Raw genomic sequence first — 22,734 nt, forward strand, 5'->3', positions numbered from 1 at the left:
GGCTAACCAGCCTTGCTCTGATACTTCAGCTCAGAAATGCGCCGACCCAAGCGATCGAAAAAGACGTGATCGGAACGGCCATGATGATCGCTGCGGAGATTCTAGTGGCAAGGCCTAGATCGTAGAGGGTGCCGATCCGGAACACCAACACCACGGACCAGGCGGCGGCCGAAAGGACGAAACCGCCGCGAAAAAGATCCGAATAAGGTATGACGATGCCGTCGGAACGTAGCTGCGAGACGGTCAACGAAAGCAGTCCGCTGAAGAGACAGGCTGCGGCTAGCGGAATGAGGGCCTGGGCCAGATGATGGGGGAAATGCCCCTTCATCCGAAGGATCCTTGCAGACGCAGCTAGCGGAATGCCGAACATGATCGTGGCGGCAGCGACCGAAACCGCCAAAAGAATCAAAAAAGCGCCAGCATCTACCGATGTCATGACATCATTTTCTAAGGGATAGTCGGTCAGGATCCACCAGGGCAGCCGGAGGGATAGCGGCCAGATCAGATGCAGATCGAGGCATCGTTCCACCAACCACAGGCGGATCATCTGAAACAGGCCGCTATCGGACCAGTGCAGCGCAGCGGGAACCAGCCCGAGCAGAACCGGAACGATCAGCACCGTCTCCCACATGGTTGCAAGCCGGCCAGAGCCGTGAACGATATCGCTGGCCGGATTGCGCCAGCAAAGCCGAATCGCTCCGCGATAACCGGAACACCGGCCGCACATGTGGCAGGCGGCAGCGCCCTGCATGGTCTTGATGGGAATGAGCGGCGCACAGTTGACAGCCTTCGATCGTCCGTCCTGCCGATCACCGGCGCTCCAGCTTTCGGGGGCAACACGGAAATGCAAGGGCGCAATTTTCGAAACGGTGCCGAAAACGCCGCTGACCGGGCACAGGAACCGGCACCAGACCCTTTTTGCCTTGCCGTAGCGCGCGCCAATGACGATGGCTGCAAAGGTTGAGCCTCCAAGCAGCAGCGCGGCAGGTTTCGGATACTGGTAGATGCTGGTCAACTGCCCATAGACCGTTGTCGAGACGAAGGACACGACCGGCCAACCGGACCATTTCATCCATCCGGGAATTGCCCGCCCGGCGCCGTGCTGGCTGGCGAACTCCGAAAGTGCCCCCTCCGGGCACAGGATCCCGCACCAGAAGCGGCCGATGAGAGCCGTTGCGAGAATGATGAACGGCCACCAAACGCCCCAGAAGGCAAATTGTGCAAAGCGCACAGCATTATTCCAGAGATAATCGGTGTGCGTTGGAAGCGCCAGCAACAACGGAACCGCAAGAAGGGCGGCATAGATTGCCACCATTGCCCATTGCAGATGGCGGATCGTCGCCTGATGGCGCAGGAGGATGTCACCGAGCCTGGCGACAAGCGCCGGCGCACCATGCAGGGAAGAGGTCATGCAAGCGCCTTGCCCTTCAGTGGAGGTGCATAGGCCAGGGATGCGATCAGCCAGTAGAAACCGAGGCCGAGAAGAGGAAGAAGCTCCGGTCGAGCCCGATAGCCCACCAGGCCGGCGAGGAAGGCGCCGAAGCCACTGCCATCGTCGAGCAGCAAGCTCGTATCCCATAGCGGTTGCGTCATCGGCGAGAAAAATCCAACCGAAATCAGCTTGTCGATAACGAGCATCGTCAGCCCGCTTCCCAGAAGCAGGAGCAGCACCTCGCTGATGCGCGCAAGCACGATCCTCGAGATCAGTTTCGACCCGGTCTTGAACGCCCAGAAGCTGATTGCGGCAAGCACGAGGCCTACCACACCCGAGGCGACGAAAAAACCGGCCCGCCAACCTTGCGAGGACGCCGCCAATCCAAAGAGGAAGACGACCGTCTCCGCACCCTCACGGGCCACCGCAAGCGCTGCGATTACGGAAAGCCCGAGCCAGTTGCCGGACTTGACGTGCCGGACGGCACAGTTTGCGAGATCGGCGCTCTCGCCGCGCGCCATTCTACGCATCCAGAACACCATCCTGAGCATGAGGACGGCAGCGAGTGCGGCCATGATCATCTGCAGGATGTCCTCGCCATCTCCTTCAAGCAGGCCAGCCGTCGTGCCCAGGACCAATGCCAACGTCAGGGCGAGCGCGATGCCCGCTCCCGCGCCGGCAAGGATCCAGCTGGTTGCCCGCCTGCCTGTCGCCGGTGCCGCCCTGGTGGACCAGGTCAAGAGGATCCCGATGACCAGCAAGGCTTCGAAGCTTTCCCGCCAGACCACTGAAGCAATCTTGAATGTCTGCAGCGTCAAATCCGTGTTCATCGGACAATCAGCCGCGCAGGAGGCATGTCGAGATGAAAATCGTCGAAGAAGGCATAGTTGCCCTCGCTCAATGAGCGAAATACGAGAAAACTCGATGCGCCGGGCGCCAGAACCTTCTCCTTGCGCAGCGGAATGCTCTCAAACTCGATCGGGGTCGAACCGTCATTGTGGAGATCGAGCTTGAAACGGGTATTCGCCGGCACTTCAATGACGATGGGTGAGACGACGCCGTTGCTGAAATGAACTTCGAAAACCGGATCTTCACCTCCGGCAAAGGCAGCCGAACAGGGTATTATCAGCGCGGCCGCGACCAGCAGCCGTTCCAACCAACCGACGGCCCGCATCAGTAGCCGCCCTTCTTGCCAATGCCGGCAAACACGAAGTCGAATTTCAGTGCAAAAGCATCGGGCCAGGGAGCAACGCCCGTCTCCTTGTCAATATGGCGTCCGAAAGACATTTCGCCATGACCACCCGGATGAATGTCGATCTCAAGCCGATAGCGGCCCGGCCCCGACAGCTTGACGTTGTCGCCATAATGCGGCCCGTCGCTTGCAACCATCGGCTCAAGCGACCCGATCTGTGCCTCGCCATTGTCGAGGTTCGTGATTGCGTATTCCACATGCAGATTAGGAAGCCAGTCGCCTTCCGCAAAACCATTCGCGTTACCGGCAGTCGCGTGAATATCCGCCTCCAGATGAATGTCGGAGTCTGCCGCTGCGCGCATCATGCCGGGCGGATCCATCTCGATCGGCTGGAGATAGACTGCGGCCACTTCCATGCCCGCCGCGATCTGGGGCGAGCCAACCGGATATTCGGCAGCCTTCAGGGCAGGCGGCACTGCAATGAAAATGAGAGGAGCGGCAAAGAGGCTGGTACACCGGAGCATGATGGCGATCCATAAAGATGAGTAATGCCGTCACGTTTAACAGCGCAATCGCCCTTCTCTTTGCGCTGGCGCAAAGATGCGCGGTTTAGCGCCGGGCAGGCGTGTGCAGGCCGTCGGGCGACCGAGATCTGGTCAACAGTCGCCATTGTTTGACTTTGGTCAACGTTGCAGCGGGCCGTGATCGATACATCGCCTTCGACACGGGAAGGAAACCAGATGATCCAGTTTCTCAGCGCATTTACCGTCTTTCTCATGCTGCATTCGATCCCGGCGATCCCGAATATTCGCCTGCGTATCATCGGATCGATCGGCAAGCGGGTTTACATCACGGCCTATTCAATTGCTTCGCTGGCGGCACTGGTCTGGCTCTTCTCCGCAGCCCTTGCCCTTGATTACATCCCCTTGTGGGAGCTTCGCCCCTGGCATGCAGCGGTGACCTTCGTGCTCGCGCCTGTCGGATGTTTTCTCGTGCTTGCCGGTCTGATGAGCGCAAATCCCTTATCCATATCGATCCGTTCAACGGAACTAGCTGACGCGGTCGTGCGGATCACCCGACACCCCGTGCAATGGGGATTTGCTCTTTGGGCGCTCGGCCATGTCATCGCCAACGGCGACTTGCGCTCACTCCTGTTGTTCGGAGGTCTCGGGCTTTTCGCGCTTGCCGGCATTCCTATGGCTGAGCGCCGCGCGAGGAAGTATCTCGGCAATGATTGGGACATCCACGCCGCGCAGACTTCTATCTGGCCTTTGGTGGCATTTGTTTCCGGTGTCCGGCCTAAATCGGACGCAGCGCTCGTGGCAGCGGCAGTGGCCACGAGTGCGCTGGTCGCCTGGCTACTTCTCGCAGGGGGTCACGCCATGCTCTTCGGCGCTGACCCGATTTCCGTTTTCGGCTGATTGAAGTCCGTCTCGCCGGACCAGGCGCTTGACTGCGGCGCGATCGGCAAGCCTAGGAGATCGACTGCGCGGCGAGCAAGATGATCCACGACGTCCTGGACCGACTGCGGTCGATTATAAAAGGCTGGGGCCGGCGGCATGACGATCCCGCCCATCTCCGTCACTGATGTCATGTTGCGCAGATGTCCGAGATGCAGGGGCGTTTCTCGCGTTATCAGCACGAGCCGTCGCCGCTCCTTGAGCTGAACATCGGCAGCGCGCGCCACGAGGCTGGAGGAAAGGCCGGTTGAAATTGCCGCCAACGTGTTCATCGAGCAGGGCGCGACGATCATTCCTGCGACAGGAAACGAGCCGCTGGCAATCGTCGCGCCGATATCTGAATTGTCATAGCTTCTGTAAGCCTTGGGCAGCATCTGGTCATGAGCGTCGGCCCCAACCTCGTGCAAAAGAGTCCGCTTGCCGCTTTGCGAGACGACGAGATGCACCCGCAAGCTAAGCCTGCACAAGAGGTCGAGGACGGCAAGGCCGATCGCCGCACCGGAGGCCCCAGTCACCGCCAGCACGACGTCACGCCGCTCATGAAACGATATCACGTTTGATCCTTTCCCATGTCGTTGCGGCGCGCGCGGCAATGTCTGACGGCATGCGCAGCTCGCGACCCCATTCGCGGTCGCTTTCCGGTCCAATCTTTCTGCTGGCGTCGAGGCCCATCTTCGCTCCGAGACCCGCTCGAGGTGACGCAAAATCGAGGTAGTCGATCGGCGTGTTTTCGACGACCGTGAGGTCGCGGGAGGCATCGAACCGCGTGGACACGGCCCACATGATGTCCTCCCAGCTCCTCACATCGATGTCGGCATCGACCACGATGATCAGTTTGGTGTAGTTGAACTGCGGAAGCATTGACCAGAGCCCCATCATCACCCTGCGGGCCTGCCCTGGATAGCGCTTGTCGATCGAGACGACTGCCGTGCGGTAGGAGCAAGCCTCCGGCGGCAGCCAGAGATCGCAGATTTCGGGAAATTGCCGTCGCAGGATCGGAATGAACAATTCGGTCATCGCCTCCCCGAGCCTGGACGGCTCGTCCGGTGGGCGCCCGGTATAAGTCGAGAGATAGACTGGCGAGCGACGCGTGGTAATAGCGCTCAGCCGAACGACCGGAAAGGGTTCGACGCTGTTGTAATAACCGGTGTGATCGCCGAAAGGGCCTTCGGGTGCCGTTTCATCGATCGAGACGTGTCCTTCCAGAATGATCTCGGCGCAGGCCGGCACGTAGAGCGGCACGGTCAGAGCCCTGGCGACTTGCGTGCGTGCGCCACGCAGAAGGCTCGAAAAATTCAGTTCGCTGACGCCTTCCGGCAGTGGCATGACGGCCGCAAGAAGCGTCGCAGGGTCCGCGCCGATCGCAATCGCGACGGGCATGTCCTGACCGCGCCGCTGCCATTGGCGGAAGTGCCTTGCGCCGCCGCGATTGGAAAGCCAGCGCACGATCAGCGAGGAGCGGTCGCGAACCTGCGTACGGTAGATGCCGACGTTGACGTCGTCTGGGTCGTCGGGATCGCGGGTTATCACCAGCGGCCAGGTCACCAGTGGAGCGGGTTCGCCGGGCCAGCACCATTGAACCGGAAGCATGCCGGTATCGATCGCGGCACCCCGATGGATCACCGCTTGCGCGAGGGCGGCGCGTCGTCGCCTCGGCCGCATGAGGCTTGCGGCCTTGAGCAGGGAGAGCTTGCTCAGGGCGTCTGCGAGCGATTTCGGCGGAGAGGGGTTTCGAAGATCGGCGAGATCCTCCGCCAGTCGCCCGAGGCCGCCCTGTTCGACTCCGAAACCAAGCTCTATGCGCTCCCTGGTGCCGAAGAGATTGACGAGCACCGGGATGGGGCTGCACCGTCCCTCGGCATCTATCGGTGCCCTTATCAGAAGGGCCGGCCCATTGTCCTCAAGAACATGCTGATGCAGTGCCGTCAGGTCGTGAACAAGCGACACGGGCTTGTCGATCGACACAAGCAGCCGTCGCCGCTCGAGCTCACGAATGAAGGATTGCAGGTCGGCATGACGTTTGATCTTCGGCGCATTGTTTAGCATGGGGATGCAATCGGCGAGGAAACAGCTCCTGTCTTTGAGCCAAAACAAACAGGGCGAATGCGCCAGGCCCTAGGGTGCTGCTCTCACGAGAAGAGGCCTCAATGTTTGTTTCATCCCGCCTGATGGCTGCGGCCGGCATCGTGCCGTTGCCAATCGCGGCCCGCGCCGCATCCTTGCTGTTTCAGCAGGTGCTCAAATCCCACCCCCGGCTCTTCGACCGGCTCGGGGATTATCGCTATTCATCTTTTGGCTTTGCGCCTTCGGACCTTGCCTTCGAATTCGTGATCCGGCCTGCCGGCGGCACTATCCGCATCTTCCGGCGCGGAAGCGCGCCGGAAGCGGATGCCAGGATCGGCGGCCCCCTGCTCCTGATGCTGGGGCTCGTCGAGGGCCGTCTTGACGGCGATGCCGTCTTCTTTGCCCGCAAACTTACCGTGACCGGCAATATGGAAGCGGTGCTCGCGCTTCGCAATGCGCTCGACGACAGCGGCATCGATCTGGTGAAACTGACCGCAGATATGTCGGGGCCGATCCGACGCCCGGTGATCGCGACGCTCTCCTGCGTCCGGCGCCGCGCCCTCAAATCCGAAGGTGTCAGATGGAACTGATATGCCCGGCTGGAACCCCCTCGTCCTTCAGAGAAGCCGTCAATGCCGGAGCGGATGCAGTCTATTGCGGCTTTCGCGACGAAACGAACGCCAGAAACTTTCCGGGCCTGAATTTTGATCTGCAGGAGCTGCGCGAAGCGGTTTCCTATGCCGGCGCTCGAGGCGTCAAGACATTCGTGGCGCTGAACACATTCATGACCGCAGGTCGAGAGGATCTCTGGTATCGCCGGGCACAAGAGGCAACCGACGCCGGAGCCGACGCGCTCATCGTCGCCGATTTCGGGTTGATGGCACATGTTGCCGAATGTCATCCGCATCAACGCCTGCACATTTCCGTTCAGGCTTCGGCCTCCAATCCGGACGCCCTTGCCTATCTGGTTGAGAATTTCCGCGCAGCGCGCGTCGTGCTTCCCCGAACGCTGACCGTCGCCGACATCGCCCGTATTGCTCGCCGCGTGCCTTGCGAGCTTGAGGTCTTCGTCTTCGGCGGCCTCTGCGTCATGGCTGAGGGACGCTGCTCGCTCTCTTCCTACGCCACCGGAAGATCGCCCAACATGAACGGTGTCTGCTCGCCGGCAAGCCATGTTCGCTATCGGCAGGAGGGCAGTGACATGGTGTCGGAGCTGGGTGGCTTCACGATCAACAGATTTTCCGAGCAGGAACCGGCCGGCTATCCGACCCTCTGCAAGGGACGGTTCGAGATCGGCAAGAGCAAGACCTATGCCTTCGAGGATCCGGTCTCGCTTGATGTCATGGATCAGCTGGACGAACTCCGGGCCGCCGGAGTCACCGCGCTGAAGGTCGAGGGACGGCAACGCGGTAAGGCCTATATTTCGCAGGTCGTCTCGACGCTCCGCGCCACGATGAAAGCTGCACCCGCCGAACGACCGGCTCTGATGGCCCGTCTGAAAGCCCTCAGCGAAGGACTGGAGACCACGCATGGCGCCTATGAGAAGCGGTGGAGGTAGGCGATGAAGCTCACACTTGGCCCACTCCAGTATCTCTGGCCGAGCGACAGATGGCGCGACTTCTATTTCGAGATCGCCGACGAAGCGCCTGTCGACGTCGTCGTTATCGGCGAGACGATCTGCTCGAAACGCCTGCATTTCATGGAGGCCGAGCTTGCGCTCGTCATCGAGCGGCTGGAGGAGGCCGGAAAAGAGGTCAGGCTCTCGACGCTGGCGCTCGTTACGCTCGATCGCGAGACAAACTATCAAAGAGCGCTCGCCGAAGAGGGTATCCGGCTCGTCGAAGCAAATGATCTCTCGGCGTTGCATTTGCTGAAGGGCCGGGCGCACGCAATTGGTCCGTTCATCAATGTCTATAATGCAGCGGCTGCACGTGTTCTGGCATGCAACGGCGCGACGGCGATCTGCCTGCCACCGGAGCTACCGGCCAGATCCGTGGCCGCTATCGCTGCTGCCTGTCCCAATCTCGACGTCGAGGTCTTCGCCTTCGGCCGCATGCCACTCGCCATCTCCGCGCGCTGCGCTCATGCGCGCTCGAAGGGACGAACCAAAGACAATTGCCAATTCGTCTGCCAGGAGGATCCTGACGGCATCACGGTCAATACCATATCGGGCCAGCCCTTCCTCGCCTTAAATGGCGTCCAGACACTCTCGCATACATGTCAGGCCCTGCTTGAACGCCCCGGCGAATGGAAAGCTTGCGGGGTGAATTCACTTCGGCTGTCGCCGCAGACCTGCGACATGGTCGAAGTGTCCTGGACCTTTCGCAAGGTCTTGGATGGAGAGATCGAGCCCTCGCAGGCGCTGGCGAGGCTGCGAGACGTCTATCCGGACATTCCATTATCGAACGGATTTTACCACGGCAAGGCTGGCGCGGAATGGGTCGCGCGCCTCAGAAACGCAAGGGATTTGGGAGAATGACGATGATGCTAGCGGTAAACGACGGCGACAGAGGTATCCTTGCTGCCGTGCGCCAGATAAAGGCCTTCGCGAAGGACCCTGAAGCCGATTGCAGCTGCGCTCTCATCATTGGCGAATTGCTGGCGCATCTGGTGCCAAAGCAAAGAGCCGCCGTCGTGCAGGAGCTGTTCATGTCGGCGTTGCACCAGCGAACCAAGGTCGGCACGCTGCTTGAGCTTCTCAAGGAGCTCGAGCTGTTCGGACCCGCCTCCGAAATTGGCGAGATCGAGGAGGCAGCTCTGATTTTCGACGATGTGGCAAAGCAGGCAAAGATGGGCTCCCAACTTCTGAGGGCCTTCGTCGCCAATCGCCGTGACATGCTTGGCATCCGGCAGAATTTTCCGGCAAGAGAACCCGGGGAGATTGCATCATGAGGACAGAGAGCCGCTGGAATCGGCACATCGACGTGCTTGAGTACATCGGCTGTGTTGATTCGGCCGGCAGCGACTCGCGCGCAGCACTCGAACTGTGTCTCCTGCAGACGCGGCCGATCTTTATGCCGGATTCAACTGCCGACGAGCGGTCCCCTCGGCGACATTGGCGCATCAATGGGGACGCGGGCGGGCATCGATAACTGTGAGGTTCACGTGCCTGGCAGTCATGATGCGCGACATTTGTCACGCCGATTTCATCAACAACATTTGCGTTTGCGCCAGATCAATCACGGCCGAGCAGGAAGGTCTAAGCTTGTGACGTTTCAAGGAGTAGTTGAAATGGGAAGCTTTAGTGCCTGGCATTGGCTGATCGTCCTCGCCATCGTCGTCATCTTGTTCGGACGTGGCAAGATCCCCGAACTGATGGGTGATGTCGCGCAGGGGATCCGCGCCTTCAAGAAAGGCATCGATGACGAAGCCACCAGCAAGAAGGACAGGGACGGCACGAATACAGTTGGGTCCTGATCTGGACCGTGGCTGAACGTCCAGAGGGGACAGAATGGATTATTCAATCATCTCGGCCCGGTTCGACGACGCAGAAAAATGCGGTCGCATCGGCCTTCTAATTGCCGGCCAAATGCGGACAGCGATCGTTACGAGACGATCGCTGTTGAGCGTGGCCTCGCCCCCGCGTGCAAATGAGGCGCGGCTTTTCCAGTTTCTGGATTGTTTTTGCGAGATCGCCCTCGCCTATGCCGAACGCGGGCCGAGCAACGCCCAGACCCTGGCCGTCACCGCAACCGACGTGAGACGCTGGCGCCGCAGCCGTTCGCAGGCAGAACCGCTATGGACATGGCACGGTATCGGCCGGACCGTGGCACCCACTCCCCAACCGAAGCGACCTGTCGACAGGGCTACGCGCTCCGGCGGAAACGCTCTAGCGCGTCACGGATGCATAGTTTCTGGAGATAGTCCTCGTCCTGATCACGCGCGACATGACGAAGCACGAGTTTCAGCAGTTCCCATTCCGTAGCACGGTTGCGATTGAACCATGTTGCGTCTGCAATAGCATCATAGACGCGCAGAACGCGTCTGGCGGTGGGTGGATCGAGATTTTTCAGAAGCATGACTGCACCGAGAGCTTTTCGAGATGGATTCCACATCGCTACAACGATGCGACGTCCCTCCGCGACAGACGAATAAGCGATGTCGTTGCTATCGGCCCTATTCTTGCTCGTCCTTGATAAATCTCAATCTGTGCGGAATTCACGAAGGCAACTGAATGGGAGATCGCGGCTGAACCGCGCCCCTATGGCCATCGCTCTCCGTCATGATCTGTTCGGCCAGACACGCTGCTTGACATGACACAGATCAAATAATCCGTCGGGATTCGTGAGAAGGGTGGCGGAGAATTGCTAGGAGCGGACATGATGAACCTGCCGACATTCGTGATCGCCGCCTTCTCGCTGCCGGTCCTTCCAGGGCCGACCAATGCGGCTTTGGCCCTGGCGTCGACGGCGCTGACCGTCAGGCGGTCCCTGTCGCTCGTCGCGGCGGTCGTGCTCCGCTATCTCGCAATCATCATTCCGGTGTCGAGCATCGCCGCTCCGCTGCTTGAAGGACGTCCGGCCGTCGCCGTCGTCATCAAGCTGATTTCGGCGATCTGGGTTCTCTATCTTGCACTGAAGCTCTGGGGCCTGGCGCCGGCAACTGGCGCGAATGCGCTCGGTATCGGTCAGCTTTTCATCACCACTCCGCTCAATCCCAAGGCCATCATCATTGGCCTCACCCTTATGCCCGCCGTCCAGGCAGAGTGCCCGCCGCGATGGTGGCATTCATAGCCTGCGTGACGGTGACATCGGTGATCTCGCTTGGCCTCGGCGGTCTGCTTGTCGGACGCCGGGCGCAGATGCCGCCTCTTGCACGCCATTGCGGTTGCGCAGTGCTGGTTGCCTTCTCGCTGACCCTTGCCATCAGCGCATTCTGGACCTGAGCCTGCGTGAGATTTTCACGCGCGAATGCGTATCGATGAGGCACGAACCAGCATCGAACTGCTGGCTTGCAGACCGATCGCCCCATTTCGTGCCCCTCCGCTTTCAGCTCGCGCAAAGCTTCTTTAGCGCTTTCTCCACGCTCCTGCGAAGGGCAGCCGAAATCTCGGGTTCGAACGCCGCCACAACGTCGCCGAACTCTCCCCCTGTCTCGATGATATCGACCGAACTTCCACCCATCACGCAGGTGGCGAGATTTGCCTGCAGCTGAATTCGAGCCCTTGCCGAAAAGCCTCCCTGGAGAGGAGCATCTTCCGATGTCTTGCACGCAAGTGTACCAACGGCGCTTGCGTCGGCCAGATCCCCGTTCACCTTGATCTCGATCGTGTCGATTTTAACGAAGTCGAGCTTGTCGATGCCCAATTCAACCTTCACACCCAAAACCGGCTGCTTGATCTTCAACGGCTTGCAGGGCTGCGTGGCCGCGATCGCTCGTTCAAGAACATTGGCGGCAAATGCCGGCGAACTCGAAGATGGTGTAGCGACAATGATCGCGCCGAACGCCATGCACCTCAGATGATGCCAGGCGTTCCGGAATGTAATGATCTGCTGCTTCGTGCCGCCGGGTGAGCCGGCCGCGTCAGATCCCGTTTTGGTACAATTTTCGCAATGGTCGACACGCATGCTCTTCCTCAGGTCGACGTGTGTGGGGATACCAAAATATAGTGTCTCGGTGCAAAGGGAAGAACGTGTTGCATCAACTCCTTCCCCTGCGATGTCTTACCGGTGAATCGACGATCATTGTTGATCTAGGGAATGCCTATCCGGTAAGGGGAACGATCAAATATGGATTCGGTTACTTTGCTATCGGCAAGGAGATCCGAGAAAAGGTAGAAATGCGCTACTTCGTTACGGGAACAGCAGGTTTCATTGGCTTCCATCTGGCTCGTCGGCTGTTGCAGGATGGGCATGAAGTAACCGGTTTCGATGGATTGACACCCTATTATAATGTCAGACTGAAGGAGATGCGTCACGCAGCGCTGGCGCAATATCCTTCCTTCCGTCCCGTCATCGCCATGCTGGAAGATAAGGCCGCGCTGGATACCGCCATTTCAACTGCAAAGCCGGATGTTCTTATTCATCTCGCCGCACAAGCCGGAGTTCGCTATAGCATCGAAAATCCGCAGGCCTATCTGCGTTCGAACATCGAGGGTTCATGGAACATCCTAGAGCTGGCAAGCCGCATCGAGCTGCGCCATCTCATGCTTGCCTCGACTTCCTCGATCTACGGCGCCAATCCGACTGTCCCCTTCCGCGAAACCGATCGTGCCGACGAGCCCCTGAGCTTCTATGCCGCCAGCAAGAAATCGATGGAGCTGATGGCGCACTGCTATTCTCATCTCTACAAGATCCCGACGACGGCGTTCCGTTTCTTCACCGTCTACGGCCCGTGGGGCCGACCCGACATGGCGCTCTTCAAGTTCGTCAAGAACATGATCGAGGACAGGCCGATCGAGATCTACGGTGAAGGCAATATGAGTCGCGATTTCACCTATATTGACGACCTGGTCGAAGCAGTGGTCAGGTTATCAGGCGTTATTCCCTCGGAAGCCAATCGCGTTGCCGACAAAAATATCGAAACGCTTTCGCATCAGGCGCCCTTCCGCATCGTCAATATCGGCGGCGGCCAACCGATCAGCCTCATGGACTTCGTCGAAAATGTGGAGAATGCGATGGGACATGAAGCAAAGCGCATCATGCTTCCTATGCAGCAGGGCGACGTGCCCCGGACCTTCGCAAGTCCCGATCTTCTCCGTGCCCTGACAGGCTACCAGCCAAATACACCGCTCGAAACCGGCACCAAGGCTTTCGTCGGGTGGTATCTGGAAGCCAAGCAGGAACTCGGCACGATCGATATGTAACAAACCGTTGGCAGTTACGATTCGCCAATACGCTTGAGGCAATAGGAAAAGTGGGCGTCCGGCTCGAGTGTCAGAAATTCGAAGCGCCAGCCATAGTCGACACAGAATTTGTTGACAGCCTCGACAACTCCATAGACGACAGGCTTGACCGTGTTCCCCGTGCAGAAATCATGGCCTGCAATCCTGCCATCCCGTTTCACCTTGCAATCTGCGAGCATGAGCTCCTGCCAGGTGAGCGCGAAGGAATGATCGGTATCGATATAGATCCAGTCGAAGGTGCCATCGTCGAACTGGGACAGCATATCGAGCGAAGTGCCCTGACGGATGACCACGCGACCCGCGGCGATCTCCGAACCGAATTTACCATTGATGATTTCGAGTCCCTCTGAATAGCGGTCCATATTCCAGGGATCGATGAGGTAGAGCTGCTGCGGCTGGTTAAGCTTCAGGATTTCCTCACTAAAGGCTCCTTCTGCAACACCCAATTCGGCGACGACCCCACCTTTTGGCAGATTGCCTAGAAGCTTGCCGCGGTCAGGCAGCAACCTGGCATGTTCCGTGTGAATATCATCCAAAAAGGTCCGGGGTGTGCTCTGCCGAAGGGCCAACCGCTGCTCTCGCGTCGTCATTTTCGCTCCTTATTCTCGTAGACGCACCTCTACAGAGAATGGCCACCGTGGGGAAGAGCGGCATGTACATGCAAATTGTTCAGAATTTCAAAAAGAGGCTTGCGGTTCTTTCTCAATATCGCTAGAGACGCTGCACCGAACGATGACACAGAGCATCGCGGGCGATTAGCTCAGTTGGTAGAGCGCCTCGTTTACACCGAGGATGTCGGGAGTTCGAGTCTCTCATCGCCCACCATGACCTCCTTTGTCCGACCCGGAGACATAGGTAACAGCTTGTCCCTAAGACATGGGTGACAACCTCGTGCCGAACGGGTTGTCGATGGTTTGCAATGTCCTCTGTTCCAGATCGATATATCCGAGATCATAGCGCAAGAAGCTGACGAGCCAAATGCCGTCGTCGACCTCCTTGAGGCCGAGCCTCTGACCGGCCATGACGGTTGAGATGTTGATCTTCTTACGATGGATGCACAGACGGCCGCAGTTGGTGACGATGGCATCGCGGTCGTGGAAGGGATAGCTGATCTCGGGCAGCCCCTCATAGGGTCGCGGCGAAGCCTTGTAGACGTCGGCCGGGACCTTCATCGACAGGGCCTCATGCGGTCTTTCGGTGTTGAATTCGCTGACGAACGCGTCAAAGCGCATTTGCTGCTGGAGAATATTGCGTCCTGGCGGACGGGTGGCTTCTTTCTTCAGCGTCAGATGCATGCGTTCATGGCGGCCATTCTCCTGCGGGTGGCCGGGGCGAATGCGTTCGAAGGCGACGCCGAGCCTGAGCCACCAGACCGACAATTTCGAGAGATTGTAGAGCCCGTTCGGGCTGGCGAATGGCAGGCCGTTGTCGGAACGAATGGCAAGCGGAAGCCCACGCTCGGCAAAGACCCGCCGGAAGGCATCGAAGACGCCGCGTTCGCGGGTCGTCTCGAAGGCCTCGCAGCACAGGAGATAGCGCGAAGCCTGGTCGGTGATCGTCAGGGGGTAACAATATCTGCTGTCGCCCAGCTTGAACTCGCCCTTGAAGTCGGCGCACCAAAGATCGTTGGGGCTGACGGCTATCGAGAGCGTCGTGCCCACGGCCTTGTTCGCCCGGTTCCTCTTGCGGGCCTGGCTCACTAGGCCGTACCGGTCGAGCACCGCGTGCACCGTGCTTCTGGCCGGGATGCGCACGTCGCCGGCCAGACGGCGGACCAGGAGCTCGCGGATCTTGCGCGCGCCCCAGTGCGGCTTGTCTTGTCTGCAGCGCACGATCATCGCCTCAACCGGCTCGGGCAACTGATTGGCATAGCGCACCGGTCGCCGAGACCGGTCCGTCAGGGCCTCCAGCCCGTCCTCCTTGTAGCGATTGAAGATCTTGTAGCCGGTCTTGCGCGAGATCCCGAACGACCGGCAAACCTCGCTCATCCCTTCGCCCTCCAGCAACCGGGCGACAAATCGAAGACGCTCATCCATGACCGAAGTCTCTCTCCACGGCATCAACACCTCCCGCAAAAAACGAAAAGTGTCACCCATGTCTCCGGTACAAATCGTCACCTATCTCTCAGGTCGGGCACTTTGAAAATTGACATTTCATACAGTTGCTTCAGCCCGCTTACGCTCAGCGTGGGAATCCCCTCACCTAACCTCCCAAAACGCCCCTTGATTCTAAAGGGAAACCTGGAACGAGCCCCTCACCCTTGCGCTTAACCCAGAACAGAACGCGAGTTTGCTCAGAAAATCCGTGCAGCATGTTCTCTTCTCGTTCCAAACGACTCAATGGAGAACCGATGATCTATTCTGCCGGATGACGATGCGTGGATGGAGGCCGTAGTGGCTCTGCAAACGCACGGCAAACCGCAAACGGACAGCTTGTATTTAGTCATCCTTGCGAGGATCGGCGCGCCGCAAGGGTAACACAGCGATTACTTTCAATCGCGTTCTGGTGAACGCGGAGTCGGCGCCGCGCCTAGGAGGTGGCAGGGATGAGGCGACCAACTTCACCTTCTCCGACTGCGGCAAGCGGGGGGGACAAATCCCAGAAGCACTCATGAACTTGTCGGTATTGGCCGGGTCGACCCAACAAGTGTCGATGTCGATAATCTATCATGACCGAAAGCGTTGTTCGTGTGGATGTCGCCATTGATTGAACCGCGGCCGCGGGCATTCGTCCAGATCGCGGCGGCGGTAAAGCCGTTGGCGTCGTAACCGAGATTGCCAGTAAACAAGCCATTCTGTTGTTGAAATCTGCCACCGTTTCTCCCATCGCCAGTTGCTAGTGAGAAGCAATCGGCGGCCTGACGGCCGCGGCGATTGGAGTCCTACAACCAAACTTAAAACAGGGAGGATTACCGAACTAGCTATGGGCACCGGTCGACCCGTTCATTCGCGTGGCCTGACAAAGACATCGGGCGCACCCGGCAAGCGCTCGAAATGGGTCCAGTTTGAAAGCAAGTAATGGTACAACCGGGTACCGCTCCACCACATCTGAATGTTGCTGTCCAGTACGATAGCATCGATTGATGCAGCGTCCAAGGCTAAGCGGATGGCACTATCGTTCTCCGCCCCCGTAATTCGAACTCCCTCGTTGGTGAACACATACTGCAGATTCCCCGAGCAGGTGTAAAATCTACCAACGTTATCGACTAACACCCGCCTCGGATTTAACGCTTGAAGTTTCGAACACGTCAAATTCTGTGATTTCACCGACGTATTGACGGCAAACACATCCTCTTTCTCCTTCGGAACCTGCGCCCACCAAGCATTTAAAACGACCGCTCCCGCTAGGAAAGCTAGAAGGTCGCGACCGCGGGTATTTGCCAAACCGAGACGAACCACCAAACATTGGCGGATAACCTCAAAGCTGAGCATAATGACCAACAACGCATAAAGCCCGAGGTGAAATCCGTAGCGAAAGTTGGCGACAAAAGCCCCCGCCAGACTGAGGCCGTCGAGATGCAGCGGCATGAACCCTATAAGGATCAGCGAGACCAAGAGCACGGATATCATCCCGCACCAGAGTAACTCGGTGCCGCGCAGCAATCTCTTCCTCGCGATCCGAATCGAGACCATAACCCCGGCCAAAGCTACAGCTATTGCCCAGTATGGGGAGATCTGTGCGTACTCGAGATTTTTGAGCGCGAACTCCATAAATGACGGCTCGACGGCGAACGGGGTCGTCGTCTTGAGCGCTTGGATCTGATAGGGGTCAGCGTAGAATGGGTACGTAAAGCCCAGGTTAGCCGCACCGGAGCCAAAATAACGCAGGTAACTGATCACGGCCGCAACGAATAGTGTGGCAGCAAGTACCCACGTCGATGGCATCGTAAGTATGGCAAATCTGTATCGCGCAAACAGCACTATGTGGCATCCCGCCAACAGTGCCGTTGCCAAAACGATACCGATAGAATGGCCTAGAAGCACGCCGAGTGCCGCTAAGAGTTGAAGCCCGACCAGTCTCAATCCCGCTTTCCTGGCCTCTTGCTCTAATACAAGGCCGGCAAGAACAATGGCCGGTCCAATATAAAACGCATCGCGAGAAAGCCCCCTGATCTCGTTCGACCACAGAGCGCTCATCGTAATTACTAAGCCCGCGGCAAGCCCTATCGAGATTCCTGCGCGCTTCCCGACAATACTCACGGCGGCAGAGAGGACGCTTAAAAATGTCAGCCCAACAAGAAGCTTGGGAATAAAATCGTTCCCATATCCCGCAGGGGCCTCAAACAGAAATCCCCAAGCCAGATACAATGAAAATGACAGACTATGAGGGTGAACAACCACTGGATGGCGATAGTTGAACGGGTCGGAAAATGACTCCGATCCTTCACGCATTATCCGACTTAAGTCGCTAGCCTCCGTCAGGTACAGGGTTATATCGTGCGCCGAAAAATCGGTAGCTGCCCACGACCAGATTGTTACCAAGAACGGAAGCCCGCAAAGGACGAGCGCCAACGGCACAAGGTTCCACCTACCGGCGGGTATACGGAAAGCAATTCCGCTGAAATGCCTGATGCCGCTGCCGGCCAACGCAAGTGCTGCAAGCAAGGGCAAGACGATGAAAATAATCCGCCCTGGCATCCAGTGCGAGAGGATCATAAAGGAGGCGTAGGCAACGAGCGAAATGAAAGTTGGCGCTAGCGCAACACCAAGCAGCACCCGCGAGATGTCGAAACCGCCATTCCTGTTGCTTCCGAAAGAAATCCCCAACAGCGAACAGACAGAAACAACCAGCACAACGAAGAGGAAAAGACTCATGCTCGGCTCATTTATTTTTCCGGGACTGCATATGGCCGCAATAGCGTTGGCACAAACACCAACAGGTCAGCCACAATCCAAACAGCTCGATGCAAGAGAGAGAGCTCGATGAGGTTTTGAACGCTCAGATCCCCAGTTCGACTTGCCAGGAAGCCAACAACGAGTTCGCGCACACCAATGCCCGATGGAGCGAAAATTGCAAGCGTTCCCGCAGCAAAGCCGACGTTGAATATCCCGGCCAATTGAGCCCAGAACGCCTCCGCGTCTGGAACCACCACTGCAAAGCTTAATCCGAACAATATCCAAGCGGAGACCTGCTGCAGTGTTATGATGGTGGCGTCCTGCTTTGTCGCCATTGGCACGACTAGGTTGCTGAATCCGTAAATGAACAAAAACGCGGCAACGCCGCAGGTAGCCCATGAGATCATCGAGAACTCGCTTACCGCAATAAACGATGCTCCACTGGCAAAACTGGCAACGATCAAAATCCCGGTCTCGGCGAGGAGGAGCTTTCCGCCTTTTGTAAAACCAATACCTGCGGTACGATAGATCGCTAGCCTGCTTGTGAGCCCCCATATCCCACCCGGAATGTATTTCGCTATATCGGCCCTAGAGTAGGCATACCATGCGAACGCCAGCCCCCTATCCTCGCCCGATGAGCGCAAAACGCCTCGAACAAGCAAAATTACTAGGATCTTTCCCGCGATTATAAGCGCTAAGGAAAGAACGAAGGTACTCAGAGAGATATGCTCGGCGATGTATTCGAACGATAGCTTTTGCGATTTCAGGGCCAAGACCAGAAACGCGACGAGAAGCAGAAGCCAAATTCTGGCCGCCCAGCGCTTGATAACGGCCCTATTCAAGTCGAAACACTGCGAAAGAGCTTGATCGCCCTCTTCACGCGCGAAATCGCAATATCTTTGCATAACGCGAACGCATATTTGCCCGGGGACGAATTCCAACGTTCGGGATGTGTGGAGATATAGACCGGATTCCTGTAGGAACGCAGCCAAGTCGGAAATTCGTTGGCCGAAGGCGGCGGCGACCAGCCGCGCGATAGGCCAACGCGATCCCGAAAGTTTTCAGCAGCTGAGGCATTCCATCGACCACCGGTGTCGGTGAAGTAAGCCAATTCGATCGTAGCAAACGAAAGCGACGCGTCTGCCTTCAGGTCAAATTCACCAAGGTCTCTTCCGACAAGCAGTTCCTGGTTATGAAAGCGGCTAAGGGGCGCGCCGTGCATAGCCACGGTGCTGCAAGGGGCAATCTGTCGGAGATTCGACAGGTTTCTCTCAAACGCTGACAGGGCTGCTCCTCGATCGCCTTTCATGGCGGAAAGACACTCATAATGGTAACCAGTTTCGTGCCCCAAGTTCGCGACGAGCTCGATCTGCTTAGCGGGAAAGCGTCCGTCTCGGGTGCAGCGGAAATAATAAGTGGAGCTCACGCCTGCGGCCTTCTCCAACTCCGCCATAGTAACAGCGCGATCGGCGAGCCTATCAACATCATGGCGCAGCACTAGTTTCGAGCCGGATTTGTCATCCGGGCCCGCTTCAAAAAACTCTAGGACGCCACAAGGTATTCGTCCGCTCTTTTCGATGGTGCCGAGCAGTTCTTGGTACTCGGACAGTAAAAACGACATTCTACTTCCCTCGCGCGAGCTTTCCCAACCTGTTCAATAGAACCCTTACTGAGAAGGTCAGAAAAAGATACTCGAAAATCTGAAGGGGCATATAGAATGGCCTGAGCCATTTGCGCTGACGGACTTTGATCTTGATCAGGTCGACGAACGCGTAGACGTATTGATGCCACGTCTTATGGTTTTGCAAGCCTTTATAGATAGAAATCTCAGGCGGCTTCATGCCTAAGAACGAAGCCACCTTTGAATAGAGAAGCGCCTGCCGTCGATTTTCTAGAGTGTACCCCTGGCTCTTGACCAGTTCATCACGCGATAACGGCTCAAGGACAACGGCGCTCGCCTCGACTGCATCGTTAATGATCTCAAGGCCCTTTTTGGTTCGCGCGATAACTGCCGAATATCCGGGCGAGCCATAGCTTTTGAAGCGAGGCAGGTGCGGGTCCCCTACGGCGATATCCGCAAAATCCGCAATTTGATCAGGACATATCCTGCAGCGAGGCAACATCCAATAGCCCTGGAATGAAATGACGTAGCGAAGGATATTCCACCGTGAGTTATTCATGATCCGCGGAATGATCTTGGGGGCCGCCCCATCCGTAGTCGTTAAACGGATCTGGCCTGGCCAAGCACCGTCGCGGTAATCGATGTCATCCACAGCCTTCGGATCGGTCCCAAAGTTCTCGATATACTTCCCGATTCCAGAAAACCTGTTGATGCCTCCACAGAAGAGCCCGATCAACGCAACACAACGGTCGCGTACGTCCGGCCTCGCCATCATCACTTCGCGCATCGCTGCGATTTCACAAGGCAGACCGACAAATGCAAACCGATCCGAAGAGTCTACCAGTGCCGGAAGCTGTGACCCGTAATTGATGGGGTGATAATGGGAGCCCATGGCTTGTCGAATCTCATCGCTAGATCGCGCCAAGACCGCCTTTCCATGCTTAGGATCTCTGCCTGCGCTGCAATAGGCAACGTCGATCTCCCCGCGGGCGAATAGGTGATCGAGCAATGCTGTCGTGACACCTCCCGAGGCAGCTGCCTGCCGTACCGAAGGGTCGTGGGCATAGCCGGCGGCGATAAGCAAGCTTTCGCCGACAAGTGCGTCGTCGGGCTGCCTGTTGAACACCGCTTGAGCTACTCCTTGCATGTCCATTTTCGCGCCAGGGCAGACACGTAATCCCGCCGCAGCCTCATTGATCAGGCCATTTAACGACGGAGTCCAAATCTCTTCTTCTGTCGAGAAGGTCATATCGATCCGCGCGGTGGTTTCGCTACGAGCGACATCGATTTGACAGAAACCGCACCCAATGCACTGCCCGTTTTTGACAACGGAAGGAATTTGATCGGTCGAGATCGTTCCCAGTGCACTCATATTAAGCGCCCCCGACTACGAGTTTGATCCCGTCGGTTGCCTTGGCGCTCACGTCGGCTGACACGAGTTTCATCTGATCATGCAATTTGTCGCGCCGGATTAGCATTTCAGAAAGCATCGATATCAACCGCTCGGATGTCAGCTGAGAGTAATCCATTGTGAATTCGCTCATTCCGAACGGCTCGGCGGCTTCAGCATATTTGTGGCTCCAACCAACGGTTACGACCGGAATTGATTGGCTAAGAGCAGCAATCATTGAATGGAACCGTGAAGCTATAAAAACAGCCGACTGGCCGACAAGAGCTCGGGCAAGACGCGGATTGCCTGAAGGGTCAAGGATTGGCACCGAGTACCCGCGTTCGCGTAGGCTTTGCTGTATGCGTCTTGCTACCGAATGGTCATCGTTCTTACGGATCCCGCTGTCGATGGAGTGCGGCAGCATAGCAACGCGGTTGCCACTGGCGATCAGTGACGCGAAGGTATCGGTAAGGACCGACACCATATCGACGCCCGCGTCCTTGCAGTGAGCCAAGACAACCGCACTGGGCGAGCAAACGATGAGTGGACCGTCATTCGTGAAGCCGCTCTGTGACTTTATGTGATCCTGGGCCGCTCGCTTGACACTTTCGTCGATTTGCAACGCAAAGCTTGTATCGGGGCAGAACTGAGCGTTGGCAATGCCGAGTTGCTTCAGGTGCATGAGTGACATGTTTCCGCGAGCTGCGACCGTGGCACAACGCCGCAATGTCCACTTCGCCGCGAAAGCATTCAAGCGGCCACGAAACGGTCCCATCGCCTGAGAAAGTTTGTAGACCGGGGTTCCGAAGAAGAATGCCGGGAGAGCGACAGCGACGTTGTAATACAGTAGTGGGATACCCCGCCCATCGACGAACGCGATGCCGGACAGGTCGGCAACTGCGTCGGCTGCGGCAATATCTTTCAGCAGCGGCAGTTGGGCCAACGTGTTGCGTACCGGCCGGATCTTTCTCAATGGCCAGAACAAAATGCATAGTGGTACGGCTAGCAAAAGCAGATACCGGTAACCGGACGACACTAGTCGGGTCGTATCCGGCCCAACTTGCTTCCGATCCTTTTCGGGCAGGATGCTGGCAAGTGCGATATCGTCAAAGTAGGGACGAAGGACGTCTTCAACGGCGCAAAGCATTGCTGTCCCGCCAAGGTTTCCTGTGCGCGTTACGCCGGTAATTACAAGTCTCATTGCACTCAAACCGTTCTTCTGAAGGTTACGCACGCTATATCCCTGGTGTTCAGGGAAACTGGAAAGGCAGGAACCGCCTTCCCCAAGAACTCGGCAAACGAAAACAGTCCGACGCTGCGGAATGCCTTTGAGCAAAGGAAATTGGCCGCAACTTTTTTGCTGGGAAGCTCGAAGCCTACCAGCTCGAACCCCTCCTTGCGTCCCAGCACCTCAAGCGACCTTCTGCTAAAATATTGAAGATTTACGGGTGGTATCATAAGGGGCCAGAAGCGCTTCAAAGCCTGGGCGACAAAGCTATCCACCATTGGGACCGTCACAATGAGAGTTCCATCGGCCTTGAGCATGTCGCGGCACTTCGCCAGGACTCGCCGCGGATCCCTAAAGCCAGCGAGTACGTCCCACAACGTGATGACGTCGAAGGTGGTTTGATCATCCTCTTTGGCAAGAAAGTCACCACTTTGGATGGGAATGCCCCTCGAACGCGCTTCTGCCGCAGCTTCCTCAGACAACTCGACGCCTTCGGCCGAAAACGCGGCCTGAGCTGCCTCAACGAAAGCCCCTTTGCCGGCGCCAATATCCAACAAACGACCAGACAGGCCCATGGAGGTTAGCCACTGTACCCTCTGCCGGGCATTGACGTAAATGGGGGCGCTCAAGTCATTCGTGTCTTGTTGAGTCGAGTGATGGAAGCCGTC

General features: G+C 57.6%; 25 protein-coding genes and 1 tRNA gene. 10 read left to right on the forward strand and 16 right to left on the reverse strand.

What is annotated here, in order from left to right; translation table 11 throughout:
• Nucleotides 1-25: 25 nt before the first annotated feature.
• The 4 genes from FHX08_RS20395 to FHX08_RS20410 are packed head-to-tail and all read right to left on the reverse strand — an operon-like array spanning nt 26 to nt 3,148.
• Nucleotides 26-1,411, reverse strand: a complete 1,386-nt coding sequence (locus FHX08_RS20395; protein WP_132658391.1) for a 4Fe-4S binding protein — start codon at nt 1,409-1,411, stop codon at nt 26-28.
• Nucleotides 1,408-2,262: an FTR1 family protein gene (locus tag FHX08_RS20400; RefSeq protein ID WP_132658389.1), complete on the reverse strand. Its 855-nt coding sequence runs from the start codon at nt 2,260-2,262 to the stop codon at nt 1,408-1,410. Before FHX08_RS20400 ends, FHX08_RS20395 begins: the two co-directional genes overlap by 4 nt.
• Complete coding sequence (locus FHX08_RS20405; protein ID WP_132658387.1) at nt 2,259-2,606, reverse strand: cupredoxin domain-containing protein; 348 nt, start codon at nt 2,604-2,606, stop codon at nt 2,259-2,261. The genes FHX08_RS20400 and FHX08_RS20405 overlap by 4 nt, the downstream gene beginning before the upstream one ends.
• Complete coding sequence (locus FHX08_RS20410) at nt 2,606-3,148, reverse strand: iron transporter (protein ID WP_132658385.1); 543 nt, start codon at nt 3,146-3,148, stop codon at nt 2,606-2,608. Before FHX08_RS20410 ends, FHX08_RS20405 begins: the two co-directional genes overlap by 1 nt.
• 216 nt (nt 3,149-3,364) lie before the next feature.
• Between FHX08_RS20410 and FHX08_RS20415 the strand changes: the two genes are divergently transcribed.
• Entirely contained in the window at nt 3,365-4,045 is a 681-nt protein-coding gene (locus FHX08_RS20415) for an NnrU family protein (protein ID WP_132658383.1), read from the forward strand.
• On the opposite strand, the gene FHX08_RS20420 is transcribed toward FHX08_RS20415, so the two are convergent.
• The gene (locus tag FHX08_RS20420; protein ID WP_132658382.1) at nt 4,000-4,638 is read right to left on the reverse strand and encodes a UbiX family flavin prenyltransferase; all 639 of its coding nucleotides are present in this window, start codon (nt 4,636-4,638) and stop codon (nt 4,000-4,002) included. The two genes, FHX08_RS20415 and FHX08_RS20420, sit on opposite strands and share 46 nt — an antisense overlap.
• A complete protein-coding gene (locus FHX08_RS20425) occupies nt 4,622-6,130 on the reverse strand; it encodes a UbiD family decarboxylase (RefSeq protein ID WP_132658380.1) in 1,509 nt (502 codons plus the stop codon). Before FHX08_RS20425 ends, FHX08_RS20420 begins: the two co-directional genes overlap by 17 nt.
• A 101-nt stretch (nt 6,131-6,231) precedes the next feature.
• On the opposite strand from FHX08_RS20425, the gene FHX08_RS20430 reads away from it, so the two are divergent.
• From FHX08_RS20430 to FHX08_RS20450, 5 genes are all read left to right on the forward strand, one after another.
• Nucleotides 6,232-6,738 (forward strand): SCP2 domain-containing protein, encoded by a 507-nt coding sequence (locus FHX08_RS20430; protein WP_132658378.1) that lies wholly within the window; start codon nt 6,232-6,234, stop codon nt 6,736-6,738.
• Nucleotides 6,729-7,706, forward strand: coding sequence for a peptidase U32 family protein (locus FHX08_RS20435; protein ID WP_132658376.1), 978 nt, complete (start codon nt 6,729-6,731; stop codon nt 7,704-7,706). The genes FHX08_RS20430 and FHX08_RS20435 overlap by 10 nt, the downstream gene beginning before the upstream one ends.
• 3 nt (nt 7,707-7,709) lie before the next feature.
• Nucleotides 7,710-8,627 (forward strand): U32 family peptidase, encoded by a 918-nt coding sequence (locus FHX08_RS20440; RefSeq protein ID WP_132658374.1) that lies wholly within the window; start codon nt 7,710-7,712, stop codon nt 8,625-8,627.
• 2 nt (nt 8,628-8,629) lie between these two features.
• Entirely contained in the window at nt 8,630-9,040 is a 411-nt protein-coding gene (locus FHX08_RS20445) for a hypothetical protein (RefSeq protein WP_245508406.1), read from the forward strand.
• Nucleotides 9,041-9,379: 339 nt separating this feature from the next.
• Entirely contained in the window at nt 9,380-9,565 is a 186-nt protein-coding gene (locus FHX08_RS20450; RefSeq protein WP_132658371.1) for a twin-arginine translocase TatA/TatE family subunit, read from the forward strand.
• A gap of 389 nt (nt 9,566-9,954) precedes the next feature.
• On the opposite strand, the gene FHX08_RS20455 is transcribed toward FHX08_RS20450, so the two are convergent.
• On the reverse strand, nt 9,955-10,167 hold the full coding sequence (locus FHX08_RS20455) for a hypothetical protein (RefSeq protein WP_132658369.1): 213 nt from the start codon (nt 10,165-10,167) through the stop codon (nt 9,955-9,957).
• Nucleotides 10,168-10,467: 300 nt separating this feature from the next.
• On the opposite strand from FHX08_RS20455, the gene FHX08_RS20460 reads away from it, so the two are divergent.
• Together FHX08_RS20460 and FHX08_RS31565 are read left to right on the forward strand one after the other, a co-directional pair.
• Nucleotides 10,468-10,881: a hypothetical protein gene (locus tag FHX08_RS20460; RefSeq protein WP_245508405.1), complete on the forward strand. Its 414-nt coding sequence runs from the start codon at nt 10,468-10,470 to the stop codon at nt 10,879-10,881.
• Nucleotides 10,866-11,033, forward strand: coding sequence for a hypothetical protein (locus FHX08_RS31565; protein ID WP_245508404.1), 168 nt, complete (start codon nt 10,866-10,868; stop codon nt 11,031-11,033). Before FHX08_RS20460 ends, FHX08_RS31565 begins: the two co-directional genes overlap by 16 nt.
• Before the next feature lie 103 nt (nt 11,034-11,136).
• Here FHX08_RS31565 and FHX08_RS31570 read toward each other — a convergent pair whose 3' ends face one another.
• Nucleotides 11,137-11,493 carry a hypothetical protein gene (locus FHX08_RS31570; protein ID WP_246698354.1) on the reverse strand — a complete coding sequence of 119 codons (357 nt, stop codon included), beginning with the start codon at nt 11,491-11,493 and terminating at the stop codon, nt 11,137-11,139.
• Between the two features lie 434 nt (nt 11,494-11,927).
• Between FHX08_RS31570 and FHX08_RS20470 the strand changes: the two genes are divergently transcribed.
• On the forward strand, nt 11,928-12,953 hold the full coding sequence (locus tag FHX08_RS20470; RefSeq protein WP_132658463.1) for an NAD-dependent epimerase/dehydratase family protein: 1,026 nt from the start codon (nt 11,928-11,930) through the stop codon (nt 12,951-12,953).
• Between the two features lie 14 nt (nt 12,954-12,967).
• Here the strand turns inward: FHX08_RS20470 and FHX08_RS20475 are convergent, their stop codons facing one another.
• The gene (locus FHX08_RS20475; RefSeq protein ID WP_132658366.1) at nt 12,968-13,582 is read right to left on the reverse strand and encodes a class I SAM-dependent methyltransferase; all 615 of its coding nucleotides are present in this window, start codon (nt 13,580-13,582) and stop codon (nt 12,968-12,970) included.
• A 159-nt stretch (nt 13,583-13,741) separates the two neighbouring features.
• On the opposite strand from FHX08_RS20475, the gene FHX08_RS20480 reads away from it, so the two are divergent.
• Nucleotides 13,742-13,817: transfer RNA gene (locus FHX08_RS20480), tRNA-Val, on the forward strand.
• Nucleotides 13,818-13,861: 44 nt separating this feature from the next.
• Here the strand turns inward: FHX08_RS20480 and FHX08_RS20485 are convergent.
• From FHX08_RS20485 to FHX08_RS20515, 7 genes are all read right to left on the reverse strand, one after another.
• Nucleotides 13,862-15,052 carry an IS481 family transposase gene (locus FHX08_RS20485; protein WP_132658320.1) on the reverse strand — a complete coding sequence of 397 codons (1,191 nt, stop codon included), beginning with the start codon at nt 15,050-15,052 and terminating at the stop codon, nt 13,862-13,864.
• 882 nt (nt 15,053-15,934) lie between these two features.
• Nucleotides 15,935-17,806 (reverse strand): hypothetical protein, encoded by a 1,872-nt coding sequence (locus FHX08_RS20490; protein ID WP_184327609.1) that lies wholly within the window; start codon nt 17,804-17,806, stop codon nt 15,935-15,937.
• A gap of 11 nt (nt 17,807-17,817) precedes the next feature.
• Nucleotides 17,818-18,669, reverse strand: a complete 852-nt coding sequence (locus FHX08_RS20495; protein ID WP_132656318.1) for a hypothetical protein — start codon at nt 18,667-18,669, stop codon at nt 17,818-17,820.
• Entirely contained in the window at nt 18,666-19,448 is a 783-nt protein-coding gene (locus tag FHX08_RS20500; protein ID WP_132656320.1) for a hypothetical protein, read from the reverse strand. The genes FHX08_RS20495 and FHX08_RS20500 overlap by 4 nt, the downstream gene beginning before the upstream one ends.
• A 1-nt stretch (nt 19,449) precedes the next feature.
• Nucleotides 19,450-20,820, reverse strand: coding sequence for a Coenzyme F420 hydrogenase/dehydrogenase, beta subunit C-terminal domain (locus FHX08_RS20505; RefSeq protein WP_132656322.1), 1,371 nt, complete (start codon nt 20,818-20,820; stop codon nt 19,450-19,452).
• Between the two features lies 1 nt (nt 20,821).
• Nucleotides 20,822-22,072 carry a polysaccharide pyruvyl transferase family protein gene (locus FHX08_RS20510; protein ID WP_165911941.1) on the reverse strand — a complete coding sequence of 417 codons (1,251 nt, stop codon included), beginning with the start codon at nt 22,070-22,072 and terminating at the stop codon, nt 20,822-20,824.
• On the reverse strand, nt 22,045-22,641 hold the full coding sequence (locus tag FHX08_RS20515; protein WP_132656326.1) for a class I SAM-dependent methyltransferase: 597 nt from the start codon (nt 22,639-22,641) through the stop codon (nt 22,045-22,047). The genes FHX08_RS20510 and FHX08_RS20515 overlap by 28 nt, the downstream gene beginning before the upstream one ends.
• Nucleotides 22,642-22,734 lie beyond the last annotated feature (93 nt).

The organism is Rhizobium sp. BK529 (assembly GCF_014194105.1).
Lineage (GTDB): Bacteria > Pseudomonadota > Alphaproteobacteria > Rhizobiales > Rhizobiaceae > Rhizobium.